Below are 14,571 nucleotides of genomic sequence, written 5' to 3'. Positions count from 1 at the left end.
GTTCAAACCCTTCCTGCTGGAAATCAGCCAATTCTAGGGTTGTGGCCTGCCCCTTGACCACTGGATCCTGCTTCGGCTGGAACAGGGTGTAGAGGCAGCGCATCAAGATTTGATGAGGAGTGTAGGCACGGCTGCCAAATTTGGATCGATCCAGCTCAGCAATAAGTTTCGATTTATAGTCTTTGTCCACACTGGGATGCTCCCAAAACTCTGTAAACCAGGTGTTGCGCATCTCCTGGGCTGCCTGGGCATTATCAAGCAATACATTTAACTCGGTGTTGCCTTCCAAACCGGGAACAGTAAAATTGCTGGATCCCACAATGCTGTAGCTGGGAAATAGATAAGCTTTGGCATGTAGAAAGGGTGTACGTTCCCCGATGGCCCCATACAACCGAACATCCACATGATCTTGCTTGAGAAAGGCAATCAGACGATCGATACACTGCTTGTACTCCAACTCAAAGGTGGAAGTTTCCAACTGCCTCTGAAGCTCGCGGCGAAGATAATCTTGGAGATCAATTCGATGGGGCTCTGCCGGTTTGATGGTGGGATCCCGGCCAATCAGCAAGCGCAGACGGGCGAGCTTATTAAAAGCTCGCTCCAGTTTGATCCAAGCCTCGATACGGAAGAAGCCGGTAGCAATATCTAGCTCAGTCTGCTTTTCCAGAAAGATCAGCCTCTGGATAACATTCGTTAATTTATGTCTCTGATTATCAATATATGTCGGTAGCGACATATGGATTACCATCCTTCCTTTTAATGCTTATTTGTTAATGCTTATTTAGGCCAACTTCTGCAACGAGCACGCAGAGACCGAAGCGCTTTTTCCTCAATCTGGCGCACCCGCTCGCGACTGAGGTTCGAAAGCCGACCAATCTCGGCCAGGGAATGAGGTTTATGGCCGTTTAACCCAAAGCGAAGGGTAAGCACCTGTTGCTCTCTTGGCTTAAGCAAGGCGAAGACTCTCTCAAGCATTTCCTGATGCTCCATCTCCTCCCAACTAGGTTCTGGGATCCGAGACCGATCCGCGAGGCTATCCACCAGCAAAACATCCCCAAATAGAGGTGCATCCAGAAAGCCGATCCCCTGATTCCAATCCAGTAATTGTCGGATTTCTTCAGGAGAAAAGTCGCAGACCGAAGCCAGATCCGCCACAGTGGGAGTCCGCCCCAAATCTTGCGACAACTGGCAAGCCACTTTCTTCAGGCGCCGGATCTTTTCCCAGACATGACTGGGCAGCCAGATCAGACGAGCTTGAGTGTCTATTGCTCGAGTGATGGACTGTCGGATCCACCAGGTGGCATAGGTAGACAGACGAGTTCCACGGGTATAGTCAAACTTCTCGATGGCCCGAATCAAACCTAAGTTGCCCTGCTGGATCAGATCCAATAGATCAAGCCCCTGCTCTTGATAGCGCTTGGCAATGAACACCACAAGGCGCAAGTTGTGCGCAATCAACTTCTCCCGTGCCCGCGTCGCCTGCTCGGTGCCGGGGAAGGTGGCCATCTGGCGAAATAGAGTCGTTTCCTCTGCCCGATTCAGGAGGGGGTAGCGGCCAATCTCGCGCAGGTAAGACTTTACGCTGTCCTGCAAATCCCGCCTTTTGATCTGTGTCGCCTCTTTTTGTTGGACTGCGGCATGACGTATTACCTGCTGCTGGTGCTGTTGGGCGGCCCGTAGCGACCGACCCTGCAAGACCAAGTTGCGGATCCAGTTGCGCTCTTGGTAAGAAGGATCCTGGCAGTTGACCTGGAAGCTGTAGACCTTCCCAGCTTGGCTGCTGCTGGTGATGTGCAGACAGTGGTAACCATCGGCTGTGGCCAGCAACAGGTAGGATTCTGGGCGTTGGGCCAGACGTCGGGCCAGCTTGTGCATCAGCACACCCAACTCTGGAGAGCCGGGCCTCACTTCAAACAGCAGCACCACCTGCCGGAAATATCCCTGCCGATATTCCGCCAGGACATATCCAGCCCGAAGTCTGTCAAAATAAGCCGGCAGCTCCAGCACCGTTATATCCAACGGTTGCCCCACCAGAGCGTACCCCAAGGATGCAAAGAGATCGGCCACCTCGGCGACGGATCGGATCCCTCGAATGTCTTCCACATCCAGTTGAGCAACCACTGCCCTACTCCGGTGACCTGTTGTTACTTTAGTTGGGCTCCCGTGCTCAGCCCTAACCACACAAAGTATTGGAGAGTTCTGCTTAAAACCTGGAAAACCTTTGCCGGACAAATGTTTTGGGCGTTAGAGAAGAAAGTGGCCAATACTTTCTTTTACGAGCTTTCTTGCTCCTGATCGGCTAAGGGATCCCTGTACAAAACCGAGATCGCCTGCCCCGCGTCCTGAATCATTTGCCGAAGGGGCTCTGGGCTGACCACCAACACCTCTCCCCCAAAGCCCAAGATCCAGCGCTTGAGGTCGACATCCTCTAGGGACCAAAGGGGCAAGACCACCTTGAGCCGGTGGGGAAACCGACTGTCTCCCGTGGGGGGCAAGTTGAAGATAGATCTAGGCCGCGAAGATCCGGAAATACGGGGGGACATACGCTGGTGCTTAAAGCGTCGGGTGCCCTCGCTCACGAAGGGGAAGATCCGGTCGCTAAACCAAAGTTCCAGAGTTACTTCTGCTTGGCGGCGCTCATTGGGATCCCGACTGAGGATCTGCTTCTGCAGATGCGGGTCATTGCCCAAAAAGATCCCAGCACTGACATCGTAGAGCTTGTGCAGGCGTTCCAGAGCAGCCAACTGCTCTTGGCGGGAGCGCGTTGCACAATGTCGCCGGTTGAGAAAGAGCCGATCCATCCGCTCAAACCGCATCAGTCCCTGCCTCTTCGGGCTGTGATACTCGCAGCCCAGGTACCACGCGATTTGATGAAAGACCAGTTGCAGGGGCCAGATGCGAAAGCTCTCCACAGCCTCTCCGGGGAAGGTGGCTCCCGGCAAACGCTTTACCTCTAGCAGCTCCCCCGTCTCCATCGCTTCCTCGACCACCTGCAAGCCACGGCGATCCGCCAAGGTACCGGAAGGAGCCAAGGCGGGATCCACAATGGGTTGATTGCCCAGCCGACGAGTGGGGTAGATCTCAGAAGTATCGATGTGGCTGAGGCGCATACGCTGCTCCACCATTTCATAAACCGCCTGCTCCCAAGGGTTTTCTAGAGCGCGAGTGCTCACCTGCAAAAGCCGGTAGATCTGCTTGAGTTCATGGCGACTGAAGATCCCAGAGTGAGTGAAGTAGCCTCGCTTCATGGGAAAAGACGGCAAAATCTGGTAGGGCTTCAAGACCTTTTCGATGTCCTTACGGATGGCATCTCTGTTTTGCCCTTTCACCCAACCCTGTTGCTGGAGCTCACGGTTCAAGCTTTCCAAGCTGCCCAGCTCGGGATCAAAGTGGAAGGGTTGGGTCAAAATCAGGCGAATGGTATAAATCAAGCGGCTGAAGCTATCCCAGTCAGAATAAGCGTGGGTGGCAAAGGTCAGAGGCTGCCGGTTTTCGGGTTGAACCAAGAGCTGGTGCTGCTCCCCTGCACTGTTCTCGCCGGCGTGACAGAGCAAACCACTCTGCTTCAGCCAGATGAGATCTTCAGACAGCAGTTCAGGATCGGCGTACACGGATCCCTTTTCAGAGGCAATCCGGTGGGTGATTTCCTCCAGGGTGCTGCCGGGATGATGGATCAAAATAGCCAGAAGATGGAGCAAGCGCTCAAAGTCAAGCAGCCGAGAGTAGCCGTGTAGCGTCGCCTTTCGAGTGGCGTTCTGACGGTTAATCAAGGTGCGAGGAATACCACTGACTTTCTCGAGAATTTGTTCTTGGGTAGGCAGGGATCCAGATAAATCTAAGGTCAGTACATCCAGGAATCCCTCTGCGGGTATGGGCGGAAAAGTCTTTAATGCCTGAGCCATTGCTTCCATCGAAGAGACTGGCACTTGACGATCCCGCTGCTGATTTCTCTGCTTACAGACCTCTAGGGGAGTGGTCAGATGCCACCCAATCCAATTTGCGCCGGGCAACTTTTGCAGCAGATCCAGCCGCCAGGAACGGTAGGCATTGGTAGCATCGTAGATAATGACTTGGCCCTGCTGATAAGCCTTGTGAATCCGAGCAAGAGCCAAATCCTCAATTTCCGACCAGTTGCCCTGGATTAAGGGATCCCCGTACAACTCTTGACGAATATTATCGGTGCTAACAACTTGAGAACCTTGCCAAGTTGCGGCTAAGACTTTTGCCAGTGTTGACTTGCCGCTAGCGGGAATCCCGATAAGAATGTGGTTGTAGTAGGAAGAGCTTACAGTCATCAGTTTGTTCTCCTTCAGGAAGAACGCAAGTCTCGAAGAAGTCTCTCCCTCGCCCAGGTCTTTAGGTCGGTATAGAGGTAGAGATCATCATCTGTAATAAGGCGCTGCTTATCGATATTGGGCAGCTTCAAAAGAGGAGATATAAGAATATCAGCCAAAACTTTCAAGATATTTTCGTAAGGACAGGCTCCTTTCTGTTTCGCCTCTTTATTTAATTCAGAGATGCGGTTGCTAGAAAATCCCTGACTGTCATGGATCATCTCATTGCGCTTGCGGATCCAAAATTCTAGGCTATCAATTTTTTCTTTTAGATCTGACAAGGATTTATCCTCACAGGCTCCATTCTTCCCTACATTCTTGCGGATGGCAAGAAGGATGGCCAAAAAACTAAGCTTACTCGCACGATAGAGAATCTTTGCATATTCTCCATCTTTGAAATAATCTAAAGAGTCCAGCAAGCCAAGCTGATCTTGAGGCAGCAGTCGCTTAATTTCACGAATCTCAACTCGGGATCCCACAGTAGCTGACTTCAGGTACTGACGACCGCCAAGCTTTTCGATAACTTCATCGAGAATTTCCTCACAAAGTGAAGACATTCTTGAAAGAAAATGGGAGATCTGCTGATTCTGTTTGTATATCTTGCATTGGGAATATAAGTTAAGCAAAATACTGTGGTTTCCAATGGCCTGATTGATTCGAGTGTCTAGATCCAAACTTATATCCAGATTCATCTCTTTCTTGGAAGCTCTGGCAGCCTCGATATCTAAGTTCATGAGTGAGTCTGCCACTTGTAACCCTCTGATTGCATCATCAACCAGTTTCCTGCTGGAATGTAGCTGGGATTTGCTTACTACGCCCTGCTCAATTTGAAAAGACAGAATGGATTGCCAGCTCTTGAGAACTTGACAAGCTCCCGCAAAGTCAAAACGTTCTAGCAGTTGCATGACAACGCGATATTTCTGTGTCCGCTGGTATTGCCAATATGAAGTCCGAGTGCAAGGCGAGGGCTCCCCTCGAAGCACCTTCTGCTTTGAAAGAACCGGATCCAGAAACAGCAGCTTGGGGATGTCAGCAGTGATTGATTGCAGACGAAGGGCTGTCTGCATTTGAGGGGTTCCACCTTTAGTACTGACAAGAACCACCTCGTTTGAATCAATCTCGTCAACAAAGAAGCGATAATACTCGTTGAGGACAAGATCCTGTTGGTTAGGTTTGACGTTCTGAGGGATCACTCGCTTTAGAAAGAGAATATCCTCCCGCTGTAAATGTCTCTCAATCCACCTTTTAATGATCTCGAACAAGAAGCAAGTATCCTGATGCTGAGGGGGATTTTGATTGGTAACAAAAATGTTGATTTTTTTAACTGAAAACTCCTCAATGGCGGTATGGATTACCCCCCAGATTCTTCCAGGTCGAATGCGCTCCTGCCAAAAATCGGGCTCCCGTTGATAGGCGGCAAGAAGTTTCTCTGTTAGTTCGCGGAAGCTGTAGGCATTCCTGCCTTGACCTCTAACCTCTACACCCAGCTCTTTACAGAGTCCATTGGCAACAAAGTCTTCTCGACTACTTCTTTCCCATATCACTTTTTCGTCTTCTGTTAGATCCTCGGCAACTTCGTTTGGTTCATCTCGGTCAAAGCCCACAGGAATGTAGTACTCAAAGCCTTGAATTTTTACTGTCAGATCAGAGGTGCCAATGTTAGCAATCAGAGTAGCCATAGTTCCTCACTTAGGATCAAAGTTCACCTTCTCATAGATGTCTTTCAGGGCAAGTTGACAGAAGCTTCGGAGCGAGAATGGGCAATCATAGCTTTTGCTCCTGGATCCAGTTGCGTAGATTCTGTTCAGCCTGAATCTCATTCTCTCGAGCCTCTGATAAGAATTGGTAGAGTCTGTCTTTGGGAACCCCTGGAAAACTAGGACTGATTTCTAACTCTTGGTAGCCTTGCGCAGTAAGTTGATAGATTCGCAGTTCCTCACCATTGAACCGCCACAACTCAGGGATCCCTATGGCAGCATAGAGGGCTAACTTGTTGATAGTACTGTGGGTTATGTCAACTTCCACCACCAGATCTGGAGGCGGATCTTGGCTAAAATCTACAGTGCGTCCCTTGACTTTAGGTTGATTCTGTAAGTAGTAGGCATTGTCAGGTTCTGCTCCTCGCTCTATATGGGGATAATTAAGAGTTGTAGAGCCCATAGTTTTAATCTGTCCTAAGTATGCAGTAGCCAGGATGCGTACGAAGAGATCAATCATCCTGACCAAAAACTCGTGATCTTCGAGTGGCATGGTGATTTCCAGAGTACCCCGGTCGTAGATCAAGCGAGAAGAACGGTGCTCTCCTAGTGCCTGAAGGATCTGCTGGTAGCGATCCCAGGTAAGGTGATGGAAAATGACCCGTTGTTCGGGAAGATGTGAGCGAGTGGGAATGATGAGCATATCAGACTTCATCTCCTCGAGATCAGTCTAGAAGGAGCAAAAAGATCATCTTTTCAAGGCTGTTCAGGCTTCAGACCAAAGAGATGGAGACTGCCTTGTATTCGAGATAAGTCATCGAGAAACTGGGAACGGACATGCTGGCAGCCAGCTTGGACACCTCCCATGAATAAGCAGACCACTTCCTGGCATTGAGTACCAGCTTGTTTGTGCTTAATCTTGTGTCTCCTAATCGTCACCCAAGAGCAATGGGCACTGCCTCGCGCAGCATCTCCGCCAAGATCGGGGTTTCGCTTGTAGTTTCTGCGTTGATCTTGTTGATAAACCAGCCCCATACCATCTCCTCGCGTACTTTCTGCATCATTGGGATCAACCCAACTTAAATCTGAAGCATTAACCGGATCCTGTTCAGGGCCAGGGACGGCGAATACGGCACAACTGCTGGGTGAAAATGCCTCACAGTTGGGATTCTGGGATCCACTGAGCAAACGTTCCGGCCAGATTTGTCCAACTTTTTGATACCACTCTTCGTATACTTGCCTCCATTTTTCTGGTTCAAGACGTATTCCAAACACCCTGTACTCACCCTTAATTTTGATATCAAGCGTCAGGTGACTGCCTCGGGCTGCAGGAGAGTTGTCTCTTCTTTCCATCATGAAAATGTGAAGTGGTCTTCTCCAACCTCGCCCTACTCCTCCGGTCATCACTGCAACTCGCACAATGGGGAGAAGGATTCCCATGAGGATCTCTTTGGGAGCTTCAATTCTAAGTTCTCCCTGCCATGAGTAGAAGGTTGGGGAGTTTTTCGACTTGCGTGCCCAGATATCTCCCTGGATCATTTCCAGCCTTATGCACCCTTTTTGAGACTTGGGTTCTAGGGTTCCAAAAAGCTCACTCACTGTCTTCTCTGCATTCTCTTGGCTCATAACTCCCAGAAAGAATCGCAATGCCCAGGATCTAAGCCATCCTCGCCAATGCGAAGGTCGCAGCTCCAGGGTTCTCATGTTAGGGCCCGCATTACCCTGGCTGGAGAGATGGAATCTAAAGAGTATACTTGATATGCTTTCATTTGACTGTCTGGATCCCTTGTGGTTAGGGATCGAAATCCGACCATATCCAGAGGCCGTGCGGCTACCTATCCCCAAGACTTTTAAGGCTTGTTGAACCCATGACCAGACCTCATCGACTTCTTCTTCAGTTGCGCCGGGAACGCCCTGGATAGCCACGAGAAAATCAATGGGTCCCTGACCATTGCCCAGTGTGTAGAGCGATAAAGGAGTGCCTTGACCCTGGTGGAACACCTGAAAGTTTTGCTGAGGGTTGACAATATCGAGGCTTAAACGGGTGGGCTCTAGGGGCCAAGCGTCGAGAAATTGAATCTTTCCTGCCGAGATAACAGTCTCTTTCTGGAATCCAAGGAGAGCTTCCATCTTGGGGATCCGCTCCGGTTGTTGTTTTGCCCAGGCCCGGACGATCCCTCGGATTGAAGAACCCGGGATGTACCCATTGAGAGGCAAGTCGGGCATAAGTTCCCAGTTTTCGCCAACATTGCGCTTATCCTCTGGCCGACCTTTTTGGGGCCGCCATGGCCCACAGGGTTCCCCTGCTGAAACAAGAGTTTCCACATCGGGATGAGGATAGGATCCCACTTTTGCTCGCCAACGCAAGGTAAAGGTTCCCTGGCGAAAAAGGTTTGTGGCTCGCTTTTGATGTTGCTGAGCTATTAGCTTAATTAGACGCGGCCCCGTGTACATCAGTGTTTTCTCCATTCGTGTCTCCTGAAAGATAAGCTCTGGCCCAAAAGTTCCAGTGATTCGCCAAGATTAAAGATCGTCTCCAAAGGGCGAGGTATTCTACAGGTTGGTCGCTTGCCAGAGCTTGGATCCTCTGCATTAATGCTTTGGGCTCTAGAGAATTATCTTCGGTAACCAGTTGCCCCAATAAAGAAGTCCAGACAGGAACTGTTCTCTGTCTCACCTTACCTTCTTGAGCATTGGACTGGTTAACGTATCCTATGGCCGAGAGCAGGCCGAAAACTCTCAGGTGTTGAGAAAGTCGGAGTACCGCATTAAGATCCTCCTGAGAAAGAAACTCTTTCCCTTGGGATCTCATGTACTGTTGAATGTGTTTATAGGCTAGCAGGCTGATATGCTCCGGGCGCACGCCTGTTGGTTGTCGCTCAGACGACGTAGGAACAGGGGATCTGTCTATTGGCGGGTTGGAAGATATAGCTTTGCTCTCCAATTTGGGATTTGGAGGAACGGGCTTAGGAGAGCTCTTGGCGTACTTGTTTTTCGACATCCTTAAACTCCTGCGGTGTTTTCAGATTTGGCTTGTAGAGCGGGCGGAGAAGCATTGGAGACCCATCCTTGAACCCAGCCTCGTCCAACGTTGGCTTGTCCTCCTACTTGGAACAAACCTTGAAGAATGTTGATCAAAATCTCATGTTCTTGGGTGAGATCTTGCTGATGGGGCAGGGGGCTATATCCCCAAGTAAAATAAAGAATCGTGTCACGAGGAATGCACACATCTGTCCAGAACACCTCTGCTGAGCCTACCTGATTGGCTCCTTCCGAATCTTCCTGGATCTTGTTGCGGATCTGTGTCCAAAGGGAGTGCTCCATGAGGATCTGGAAGTCGCTATCGGGAAGAATGATCCGATTATTTTTCCAGGTTGCTTGGGTATCCCCCTGTAAAACAGCGGGCCATTCCCCGGCCAGTGAGAAGGTCTGCCCTTCAGGGAGTTTCTCAACACGCACTTCTGCGTCTGCCACAACATAAACGCCAGGTTTTGTTCCTACAGGGGCTTTGGGCAGAACTGGAAGAGGCTGACGGCACAGCAAGGCGTGATCTCGCAGTAGAGAATGACAACTTACCCAACAGAAAACGGAATCGGATCCTTTTAGAGACATGGTGCGCATCGGCACCCACAATAAACGGGCATCTCCAAACCAGACTTGGTGAACCCCCATTTGGCCATCTTTTTGGAGTTCTCGTCCAAAGAGAGTATCGGCAATTGTTGGATCTTGAAGTGTTACCTCGTTCCGCAGGCTTCCTCGCAAAGAAGAACCTGGGATGTAAGGAAAGTTGGTGTGAGATTCACGGGCAATTTCCAGGATGTTGCCTAGGTCGCCTTCTCCACCGCAATGGATGGGGGCAAGGCTGTAAAGATAGCCAACGCGAAAGTCAGGTTGAATCATTTCACAATCCCCCACAAAAGTGTGCCGTAATTCAACGATGCAAAAGTCTGCAACTGGGCGCATGGGTTACCCACAAGCTGCCTTGGCGGTGGCGGATCCCCCTTAAAGTGATACACCGTACCGGCGGGAATGAAGGCCCGTTGGGGTAGCAGCGCAAAGTCCAATCGCTCACTGCCCTGCCGCCGAACCGCAGAAATTCCACCCCAAAGCAAGGCCCGATCCGTAGCGCATCCTGCCAGATAAGGCTGCCACTGGGAAGGGTAAGCCTGATAGATACGGGGATCCGCTTCAGGCTGCGCTAGGCCCGGAGTGAGGAGATAAGCCACCCGACCCGTCCCCTGCCGAAATCGCTCCCAATCGATGCCAGGATCCCAATCTTCCAGAGGCGTGACCAAGGCGCGATGCCCCTCTCCCCCCAGGCGAACGGTGGTGGTCGGGATCCGAGCACTGATGGCTGCCGCCAATCGCCATCCCCACCGCAGTCGGGTTGCCACCTCGGTGAAGTAGCCAGCTTCATCTTTCACCTGGCGGGTATCGGGTTTGATGTCGATGTGAGGTAACACCTGGGTATCCCAGGGATCCTCATGAAAGTCGCCGGCCTGGGGTAGGGATCCTTGGAGATAAGCACTCAGTGCCGAGGCCCGCATCCAGGGGTGGGGACGGCCTTTGATGTACTCCCCTTTTTTGAGAGAGGGGGGCACCAGGGGCGGGAGTTTTTGATCATCCCAGCCGATAGGTTTCCAAGGATCCCCCTCAGCCGGCTGTAGGCGAGAGTATTGGTCTCCCCGGACTTTCTCTTCGAAGTTGTCTTCTGGGGTCGTGTCTGGATCGGCATGGGGATCCGATTGACCCGTAGCCAACAGATCTTTGGGAGTCGGTAGCCAGAGCGTATCTCGCTCATCCAGGAGAAACGGCCCCAGAAACTTGAGATTTCGAGCCTTGTCTGAAGCGTAGGGTAGGGCAGAGCGCAGGGCCTGAAAGATTGTGATGGGCATAGGGGGAAATAACCCTTTCGCCCAGGATCCCTCGCCAGGAGAAAAAGGTTTGCTCTCGCGAAAGAGCAGCACATCGACAGGCTCTAGGGCATACCAGTGCAGTTGGGTTTCAGACATGAGAATTACCTGCCTTGTGGAAATAAATCTTCAACAATTTCCTGAGGCTTTTTGATCCAATCGTCCCGTTGTTTTTTCTTGTCTATCCAAAAGGCTGAGAATCTCAAGAGATTAGCCAAATCTACCGGAGTGGCGCCCAGAGCCTCTGACTCGCTTTGCAACTCGAATGCCCAGCTTTCCCAGGCATTGATCCAGTTCACCAAGGGATCCTGAACGGACTTCAGCTCCTCAGCTCGGTCTCGTCGCGCCAAAATGGTGGTGGTGGCCAGCTCAAACAGCTTGTTATTTGCAGAGATCACACAGCGCAGCGGCAATTCTTCGGCCAAACGATACAGTACAGGCCCCAGATCCAGTTCCGGCCCCTGCTGCAACCAGGCCCACCATTTCTCCAGCAGTTCCCCTTTCATCAGGGCCTCCAAGGTATTCCCGGATTGGTAAATGACTCGGAAGCAAAGACCATCCTTGCCAGGGATCTTTTTGGCCCGATGCTTCTCAGCCTCCCAGAGGTTTTCCAAAACGGTGGGAAGAGGGATCCCTTTGTTGGCGATCACCACGCCGATGCTCATGGTGGCTCCTTCGCCCATGGTGAAAAGGGGACGATTGGGTAGGCCGGAGAGATCTCGACCCGGCTGGGGATGCCAAAATCCTCCTTGCGATCTGAACTCGCCTTTGGGATCCGCTTTCCCACACCAAGCTGCACGCAGGGAGAGGAGATATTCGGGCAAATCTTCTAGGGGCAGCAAAGCCATGACATCATCCCCGCCACTGTAGACCACCCGACCGCAGAAGCGTTTTTCCGTTAAGTAAGGAACCAGCCGATTGGAGAAATCCAACAAGGCTCGGTTGAGGCCCACGTGGGTGGCCGGCCCCATGCGCTTTTTGACATTCTTCAAAAGCTGCTGCCACTCCAAGCCATTTTTCTTCAATTGATCGGCAACTCCTTCGGCCAGGTAGGTTTCGTAGGGGTGCAGCCTGGAGCCGCTGACATACTTGCTCATGCTATCTCCATCGGCCAACACAATTGCCCACCAGTCAGAGGGACTGCCCCCGGATAGCCCCACCTGTCGATGGGCTTGATCCACGGCTTCTCGCAATAGGGCAATATCTTCAGGATCCTGAAGGCCCAGATCGTCCACCAGCCACCTGCTGGAAAACATCACTCCGTTGTAGGGTGCTTCTCCCCTCGTCTTCTGGGAAAGGGGTTGGGGATTAGGGATCATTCGCTCATCCGTCTTCGGCACCTGAAAGGGGCGGCGCGTCAGGGATCCAAACCGATCTCGATATTCAGGGAGATCCCACCTGATCTGCTGCTCCAGCACCTGCCAGTACAGTTTCACCTTTTCAGGAGCATCATGGGCAAAGCGGGCTGCTGCGATGGAGCTGAGGTTGGGAAACCGGATCAAGTTCTCCAGATCGTCCTCTTCTTTGGCCACCCCCAGAGACTCGGCAATGCCCCCGTACTTCCAGGCCATGCGTTTGGTCAGTTCCACCGCGTTCAACATCTCCGAGCCATTGAAAAGCCCCGGATAAACTTCGGCCATCAGTTTCCAGAACATGCGCAGGGATCCCGCCGGTAGCCCTGCCCCTTCACAGAATCGATCCCGATAGAGCAGATTGGGGTGAACTGCACTGTACATGCCTGAGAGGGTAGACCGCTCCCCAGGGGCCACTGGGACCTGCCAGGTACGGGTATTTTTGATGGCCTGAATCGACTGGCCCAGACGCGCCTGCAAGCTGCCCCACCAGGTGCCCACATTCAAATTTCCGTAGGCTTTTTCTTCAGGGTTGGTCGGCAATTCAAATCGGCTTTGAGCTAGGGTTTGCTGAGATTCTTTCCATAACGTGTAGCCGGGATCTTTGGTATTTGCCTGCAACGGCTTGTCGGGATCCCCTAGGGGGACCGAAGTCCAGTAGCTTTCCCAAGTGTGATCCAGTTGAGCATTCCAGAGCTTGTTCCATTCCCAATTGGATGGGTGCTTCCACTTCTCGAATTCTCTCTGGTAGTTGATGTGGGAGCCTTCAGTCGTACCCATCGTTGGGGCAATCTTTTTCCAGATCTCCGAGCCTCTATCATTGAGGGTTTGGATACATCTCTCGCGGATATGATCCCGGACTTTAGTTCCGATCTCTTTCCAGATCTTGCGCATCTCCTGGTCCAGTTCCTCTGCAAAGGCTTTGGATTCTTTTCTGGGCAGCAGAGCTGTGATCACATTGGGAAACCCGGCAGTGCTCAGGCTGGTGGACACGCAATCGTTGAATCGACTTATAGGAGTGGATCCCTGGGCATCTCCATTGCGGGTATCAAGCCGGTCGATCTCTCGGAAATAGCACTCAAACTCCGGAAACTTCTTCAGAATCCAGGCATCGATGATCTCCTGGCCCCACAGAGAAGGTGTGATCACCGCATCCGGCCCATAGCGCTCAGCAATGAACCAGCAGAGGCGGGCACTCAGGTAGTGCAGCAGATAGGATCCCGACCAAAAATCCAACAGCTTCCTAGAGGATTTGATAAACTCCTGCACCGGCGAGAAGGTGAACAACAAGAGATCGGCATGAGAAACCGAATTTGAGGGTTTCCACCCGCGCGGGAATAGGGCTCCGGCCAGCGCCGAGACAATACTGTTGTGATCGTGGATGGGACAGTCTGGGATGCGGGTGTCGGCAGGCAACAAAAGAGCAGCAGGAGTGCTGATCCCAGTTTCTTGAACCACCAATTGGGGATAAAACCGCCAGAACCACCAGAAGGCTTTTTCCGGATCCGCATGGCGCACCTGCTCATAGGGGATGATCCGATTTTGGATCTCCTCCAGTTGCGCTTCCGTTAGCTGACTCCAAATCTGGATATCCTGCTTTTCTCCCGACAGAGGGTGACGCACTTCCACTTGGGTAAGCCCGCCCAGTTGCTCCGCATCTTTATAGACGTTTCTGATGGTTAATCGATCTGAGGCGGCAGCGATGTGATCTGAAATCACCCCCTGATGAGACTGCCACCACTCCTCCAGCTCTGCCCCGTGATGATACAACTCCGCCACCTGCTGCCAAGGGCCTTTGCCGTTTTTGTACTGATACAAAGACTTGAGCTGGGGATCATGTAGCAGAGCAAACAGTTTGCGGCGGAAAAACATTTTTTCCATGAGTTCCACTCCCTCCAAAAGAAGCAATCTGAACACTTGAACAACAGCATAAACAGATACCTATATCCTGCTGCCACCGGTAACGCGAACGGCAAAATAGTTCATATTGCTAAACAACAAGGGATCCTGGCGGGGAGAGCACCTCTGGCCCACCCCAACTTTCCGCCTTGGCCAGGGTGTGGTCGGTGAGGGGATAGAAACGAATATGGTCTTCCGGCAAATAGAGACGAGGTTGAAGTCGGCGTTTCAAGTCTTGGTACTGATGCTGCTCCAGCCGGCATTCAAAGACGCTGTACTGAACCCGCCGGCCATAGCCTTCAAGCAAGTCAGAGACTTTCTTGCGTCGTTTGTTGTCGGGGATGTCGTAGGTGATGACGTAGAGCTGCATGTGAGA

The 14,571-nt window shown here is 51.8% G+C and carries 9 protein-coding genes and 1 pseudogene; all 10 read right to left on the bottom strand.

What is annotated here, in order from left to right:
• Positions 1 to 262 precede the first annotated feature (262 nt).
• Positions 263 to 736 (bottom strand): annotated as a pseudogene (locus NW849_RS03870) (phospholipase D-like domain-containing protein); the annotation flags it as partial.
• Between the two features lie 41 nt (positions 737 to 777).
• Positions 778 to 2,121, bottom strand: coding sequence for an RNA polymerase sigma factor RpoD/SigA (locus NW849_RS03865; RefSeq protein WP_414356017.1), 1,344 nt, complete (start codon positions 2,119 to 2,121; stop codon positions 778 to 780).
• A gap of 152 nt (positions 2,122 to 2,273) precedes the next feature.
• On the bottom strand, positions 2,274 to 4,295 hold the full coding sequence (locus NW849_RS03860; protein ID WP_414356015.1) for an AAA family ATPase: 2,022 nt from the start codon (positions 4,293 to 4,295) through the stop codon (positions 2,274 to 2,276).
• A gap of 14 nt (positions 4,296 to 4,309) precedes the next feature.
• Positions 4,310 to 6,013: a hypothetical protein gene (locus NW849_RS03855; protein ID WP_414356014.1), complete on the bottom strand. Its 1,704-nt coding sequence runs from the start codon at positions 6,011 to 6,013 to the stop codon at positions 4,310 to 4,312.
• 85 nt (positions 6,014 to 6,098) lie between these two features.
• Complete coding sequence (locus tag NW849_RS03850) at positions 6,099 to 6,734, bottom strand: Uma2 family endonuclease (RefSeq protein WP_414356012.1); 636 nt, start codon at positions 6,732 to 6,734, stop codon at positions 6,099 to 6,101.
• A 53-nt stretch (positions 6,735 to 6,787) separates the two neighbouring features.
• Positions 6,788 to 8,500, bottom strand: coding sequence for an RAMP superfamily CRISPR-associated protein (locus NW849_RS03845; protein ID WP_414356010.1), 1,713 nt, complete (start codon positions 8,498 to 8,500; stop codon positions 6,788 to 6,790).
• A gap of 534 nt (positions 8,501 to 9,034) precedes the next feature.
• Positions 9,035 to 9,931 (bottom strand): RAMP superfamily CRISPR-associated protein, encoded by an 897-nt coding sequence (locus tag NW849_RS03840; RefSeq protein ID WP_414356008.1) that lies wholly within the window; start codon positions 9,929 to 9,931, stop codon positions 9,035 to 9,037.
• Positions 9,928 to 11,043, bottom strand: a complete 1,116-nt coding sequence (locus tag NW849_RS03835) for a type III-B CRISPR module-associated Cmr3 family protein (protein ID WP_414356006.1) — start codon at positions 11,041 to 11,043, stop codon at positions 9,928 to 9,930. The genes NW849_RS03840 and NW849_RS03835 overlap by 4 nt, the downstream gene beginning before the upstream one ends.
• Before the next feature lie 5 nt (positions 11,044 to 11,048).
• Positions 11,049 to 14,177 carry a type III-B CRISPR-associated protein Cas10/Cmr2 gene (gene cas10, locus NW849_RS03830; RefSeq protein ID WP_414356005.1) on the bottom strand — a complete coding sequence of 1,043 codons (3,129 nt, stop codon included), beginning with the start codon at positions 14,175 to 14,177 and terminating at the stop codon, positions 11,049 to 11,051.
• Between the two features lie 109 nt (positions 14,178 to 14,286).
• Positions 14,287 to 14,565, bottom strand: coding sequence for a CRISPR-associated endonuclease Cas2 (gene cas2, locus NW849_RS03825; RefSeq protein WP_414356002.1), 279 nt, complete (start codon positions 14,563 to 14,565; stop codon positions 14,287 to 14,289).
• Positions 14,566 to 14,571: the final 6 nt, after the last annotated feature.

Source organism: Synechococcus sp. R55.3, assembly GCF_047461975.1.
Lineage (GTDB): Bacteria > Cyanobacteriota > Cyanobacteriia > Thermostichales > Thermostichaceae > Thermostichus.
This window is presented reverse-complemented; position numbering and strand designations above follow the sequence as displayed.

Coding starts and splice junctions, on each gene's coding strand:
- NW849_RS03845 (WP_414356010.1), bottom strand. CDS start 8,500: ATGGAGAAAACACTGATGTACACGGGGCCGCGTCTAATTAAGCTAATA.
- NW849_RS03835 (WP_414356006.1), bottom strand. CDS start 11,043: ATGTCTGAAACCCAACTGCACTGGTATGCCCTAGAGCCTGTCGATGTG.
- NW849_RS03860 (WP_414356015.1), bottom strand. CDS start 4,295: ATGACTGTAAGCTCTTCCTACTACAACCACATTCTTATCGGGATTCCC.
- cas2 (WP_414356002.1), bottom strand. CDS start 14,565: ATGCAGCTCTACGTCATCACCTACGACATCCCCGACAACAAACGACGC.
- NW849_RS03840 (WP_414356008.1), bottom strand. CDS start 9,931: ATGATTCAACCTGACTTTCGCGTTGGCTATCTTTACAGCCTTGCCCCC.
- NW849_RS03855 (WP_414356014.1), bottom strand. CDS start 6,013: ATGGCTACTCTGATTGCTAACATTGGCACCTCTGATCTGACAGTAAAA.
- NW849_RS03850 (WP_414356012.1), bottom strand. CDS start 6,734: ATGCTCATCATTCCCACTCGCTCACATCTTCCCGAACAACGGGTCATT.
- cas10 (WP_414356005.1), bottom strand. CDS start 14,177: ATGGAAAAAATGTTTTTCCGCCGCAAACTGTTTGCTCTGCTACATGAT.